Source organism: Wolbachia endosymbiont of Drosophila bocki (genome assembly GCF_028982005.1).
Taxonomy (GTDB): domain Bacteria; phylum Pseudomonadota; class Alphaproteobacteria; order Rickettsiales; family Anaplasmataceae; genus Wolbachia; species Wolbachia pipientis.
Genome location: NZ_JAPQLG010000072.1, coordinates 1 through 4,027, shown reverse-complemented (window position 1 = coordinate 4,027; position 4,027 = coordinate 1). Strand labels below are relative to the sequence as shown.

General features: G+C 35.6%; 5 protein-coding genes and 1 pseudogene. 1 reads left to right on the top strand and 5 read right to left on the bottom strand.

The genetic code is table 11. The features are described from left to right. Window positions 1–1,453: bifunctional phosphoribosylaminoimidazolecarboxamide formyltransferase/IMP cyclohydrolase (purH, locus tag OZD61_RS01435; protein WP_274979582.1), on the bottom strand; the 1,453-nt coding region annotated here is incomplete at its 3' end. A gap of 133 nt (window positions 1,454–1,586) precedes the next feature. Between purH and OZD61_RS05845 the strand changes: the two are divergent. Continuing rightward, window positions 1,587–1,733: pseudogene (locus OZD61_RS05845) on the top strand (WPE palindromic element domain-containing protein); the annotation flags it as partial. 87 nt (window positions 1,734–1,820) lie between these two features. Here OZD61_RS05845 and fmt read toward each other — a convergent pair. From fmt to OZD61_RS01410, 4 genes are all read right to left on the bottom strand, one after another. Then, a complete protein-coding gene (gene fmt / locus OZD61_RS01425) occupies window positions 1,821–2,720 on the bottom strand; it encodes a methionyl-tRNA formyltransferase (protein ID WP_274979581.1) in 900 nt (299 codons plus the stop codon). Between the two features lie 12 nt (window positions 2,721–2,732). Further along, window positions 2,733–3,098: a 50S ribosomal protein L20 gene (gene rplT, locus OZD61_RS01420; RefSeq protein WP_274979580.1), complete on the bottom strand. Its 366-nt coding sequence runs from the start codon at window positions 3,096–3,098 to the stop codon at window positions 2,733–2,735. A gap of 20 nt (window positions 3,099–3,118) precedes the next feature. Further along, the gene (gene rpmI / locus OZD61_RS01415; RefSeq protein ID WP_007548610.1) at window positions 3,119–3,325 is read right to left on the bottom strand and encodes a 50S ribosomal protein L35; all 207 of its coding nucleotides are present in this window, start codon (window positions 3,323–3,325) and stop codon (window positions 3,119–3,121) included. Window positions 3,326–3,423: 98 nt separating this feature from the next. Continuing rightward, the gene (locus OZD61_RS01410; protein WP_010962890.1) at window positions 3,424–3,867 is read right to left on the bottom strand and encodes a PAS domain-containing protein; all 444 of its coding nucleotides are present in this window, start codon (window positions 3,865–3,867) and stop codon (window positions 3,424–3,426) included. Window positions 3,868–4,027: the final 160 nt, after the last annotated feature.

The following is a 4,027-nucleotide window of genomic DNA, read 5'->3' as shown; positions in this document are numbered from 1 at the left end:
CTTTTATCACATCTTGATCTTTCAGCGAGCCGCCGGGCTGAATTATAGCTGTAATTCCATGTTTTGCACTTTCTACTATGCTATCTGGGAATGGAAAAAATGCATCTGAAGCAAGCACTGCACCTTTACATTTTTCACCTGCTTTTTTCACTGCAATGTTCACACTATCTATTCTGCTTGTTTGCCCTGCGCCGATGCCAATAGCACAACCATCTTTTGCTATAACTATTGCGTTGGATTTCACATGTTTACATATTTTCCAGGCAAAAATAAGATCTTCCTTTTCTTTTTCTGCTGTAGTGCACTTTGTTACTTGTTCTGCTTTTATTGTGTGGTCATTATTTTCTTGCACCAAAAACCCACCAACAACATTTTTAATTTGGTATTTCACATTTTGTTGGAAAGATTTATGAATAATCACTCTTAAATTTTTCTTTCTTTGTAAAATTTTTAGTGCCTCATTGTTTACCGATGGTGCTATCACTACTTCCAAAAATATCTCGTTTAATTTTTCTGCTAGCTTTAAATCTATCTCCCGATTTAAGGCAACTATGCCACCAAAACTGCTTACTTCATCACATGATAGAGCCTTTTCATATGCCTCCAAAGCATTATTACTAACAGCAGCGCCACATGGGTTATTGTGCTTTATTATCACTGCTGCAGGCTCTTCGAATTCAGAAGTTATGTTAAGTGCGGACTCTATATCTACTATATTATTATAACTCAACTCTTTTCCATGTATTTTTTCCAGCGGATATTTGGTGAATTGATTGCTATAAAATGCAGCTTTTTGATGAGGGTTTTCACCATACCTTAATTCTTGTGCTTTATGCCCATATAGTGCGAAAAACTCTGGCAACTCATTATTTTTACTCTGGGATAAAAACCAACTGTGAATATTAGAATCGTAGTGTGCAGTGAGAGCAAATGCTTTGGTTGCTAAATATTTTCTATATTCCAATGTTGTTTCATTGTTATTTTTTATCATCTTAGCTTTTAGTGCTTCGTAGTCTTGAATGCTAGAAATAACTGAAGTAAAACGAAAGTTTTTTGCTGCAGCTCTAATTAACGCCACTCCGCCGATATCAATTTGTTCTATAATTTGCTCTTCATTTGAGCCGCTACTTACTGTCTCCCAAAATGGGTATAGATTAGTTATAAGCAGGTCTATTGGCTCAATACCTAGATTTTGTATTTCCGTTTTGTGTTTTTCTCTATTGCAAAGTATTCCTCCATGAATTTTAGGGTGTAAAGTTTTTACTCTACCACCCAGTATCTCTGGAAATTGTGTGTAATCTGAAACCTCTTGTGTTTTTATTCCTGCACTAGATAGCGTTTTATAAGTATTTCCCGTTGAAAGAATTTCTATTTGTTGCTGCATTAAAAACGATGCAAGATCAATTATATTCGTTTTATCGTATACTGATATTAAAGCTCTTTTTATTTTCATTTTTATATGGAAAGTTTCTTAAAATTATATCTAAGAAAAAGGAATTTGTCTATATATAGCTACCACGTCATACCGCCACGGTATCCACAACTGTACGAACATTGTGATACAAGAGACCAAGAAAGATGTCATCCCAGTGCCCAGACACTGGGATCCAGAAAACTTCACTTTAAATGAGCACACCAGGTGCTGTACAATAGAAATTGGATTCCAGACTGGAATGACACCATCTACTACTCAAATTGCCTGCAAATTGCAATGTTCGTACACCAAAACGCGGTATCTTGTTGTAGATTCCGCTAACAAGCAGCGGAATACCAAATTGTAGAAGTTGCTTTAGCCCTCCTAACCTTCCCTTCAAAGTAGTCTATTCTATAAATTTTTTTACCATGCTTGATTTCAAGCCACGAATAAAATCTTCAATACTGCAAGGATTTCTCCCTTCCATTTGTACAACTTTAGGAATTAAAGTGCCACCTTTTAAACTTATGTGCATATTATCGTTAACAATCTTACCTTGTTCTGAAGCGAGAGCTTCAAAGTCAGCATCAAGTATCCTGATACGTTTATTTTCTATCTTAATGAATGCTTTTGGGTAAAACGCTTTAACCTTTCTATAAGCAACTTCACAGGCATCACTTGCATAAATTTTATAGTCTTCCACTTTGTCAGCGTAACATGCATTGTTATCGTTCTGTTTTAAGGGAAGCTGTTTTTCAATTTCGTTTAGCACTTTCAGCAGTAAATCACTGCCTAGCTTAGATAATTTATCATGCAATGTCTTGTAATTATCGTTCTTTTCGATAAGAAATTTTTCCTGTTTTAAAATAGGGCCGGAATCTAATCCTTCATCCAATTGCATAATGCTAACCCCGGTTTCTTGATCTCCTGCTAAAATTGTGTGCTGTATCGGGGCTGCACCACGCCACCTTGGTAGTAATGAAGGATGAATATTAATACAACCATATTCTGGAATATTCAAAATTTCTCTTGGAAGTATCAATCCATACGCGGCAACAACCGCAACGTCTGGCTTGAAATTTCTAAATTTTTCTTGCTCTGCCGAGAACTTTAGAGAGATAGGAGTACATACCTCTATGTTACTTTCTTCAGCGATAACATGTACTGGAGATTTCATTGGCTTCTGTCCACGCCCCGAAGGTTTTGGAGCCTTGGTGTATACTGTCACCACTTCGCTCTTTGATTTCAGTAACAAGCCCAGAGAATTAACAGCAAATCCTGGTGATCCCATGAAAATAATTCTCATGGTGTTTTTGCTTTAAGAATTCTCCGCTAATTTACCACTTACAGTTTCTACTAATTTGGCAAAATCATCCTTATAATTAACTGCCATCTCAGCAAGAATTTTTCTATTTAAATCAATGCCGGCAAGTGTAAGACCACGCATAAACCTACCATAAGTAAGCCCATGCTCTCTTGCTGCTGCATTAATACGCATTATCCATAAGCTACGGAAATCACGTTTACGGGTTCTTCTGTCTCTATAAGCATATTGCAGTGCTTTTTCAACTCTTTGTAATGCAATTCTATAACAACTTTTTGCGCGCCCTCTATAACCCTTTGCTAGTTTCAATATTTTTTTATGACGAGCGTGAGTAGTGACTCCACGTTTTACCCGAGCCATTTTATTTTACCTCCATTTTGTTAAATACCGTAAGGCATATGAAGCTTAACTATACGCGAGTCAGATTTACCAAGAATCGTTGTACCGCGCTGATTACGAATATTAGATTTACTTCTCTTTACCATGCCATGCCTTTTGCCTGACTGAGTAGAAATAACTTTACCCTTAGCTGTAAGGTGAAAGCGCTTTTTCACAGAAGATTTGGTTTTTAATTTTATTTTCTTCATATTCCAAATAAATTTACAAGCACTACTATTGAGTTCTTTAATAGTAATTAAGCATTAGTATAAATAATTTTATTAAAGAATCAAATTAAAATTGTATATTAAAGGAGTTTAAAAGTAATTACGCCCAATATGTGTGTTATACCTTCTTTATTCCCAAGTGGCAACAATACTTGCCTCATTTTAACACTTTCACTTTCTTCCTCTTCATTGATCGGGCATTTACTCTCTATTACAGTATCAAGTTTATCAATAACTGCATCTATTTTATATAGTCGCAAAAATGGTGCATCAATTGCATACTTATTATCAATGCGCGTCTTTTTCTCAAAACCATAGAATTCAACAGCCTTTTCTCCTGCATTTTCACAAATATAACCTTGATCCTTGACTTCAATGACAAAACAATGCTGCCATGATTCCATTATTTCTGCAGTGTCTATTTCATGCCTTTCTGGCCAATCTCTGTCTGATCCTTTTATGTCATTCCAGTGTTGAGTCACCACATTTGCTATTCTTTTTTCTTTGCCTACATAAATTTCCATTCCAATTTCCACATATAAAACACAGATATGAGGTAAATTTATCGTGAATATATTGATTTTTTCTTACCACAAGGTGCATGTTACTAGAAGTTCTGAGAACCTGTTTAAAATCTTCGTAATAGGAGAGAAATGAAGGAAAGGACAATCATTTGCAAGCTGG

Coding starts and splice junctions, on each gene's coding strand:
- fmt (WP_274979581.1), bottom strand. CDS start 2,720: ATGAGAATTATTTTCATGGGATCACCAGGATTTGCTGTTAATTCTCTG.
- rplT (WP_274979580.1), bottom strand. CDS start 3,098: ATGGCTCGGGTAAAACGTGGAGTCACTACTCACGCTCGTCATAAAAAA.
- rpmI (WP_007548610.1), bottom strand. CDS start 3,325: ATGAAGAAAATAAAATTAAAAACCAAATCTTCTGTGAAAAAGCGCTTT.
- OZD61_RS01410 (WP_010962890.1), bottom strand. CDS start 3,867: ATGGAAATTTATGTAGGCAAAGAAAAAAGAATAGCAAATGTGGTGACT.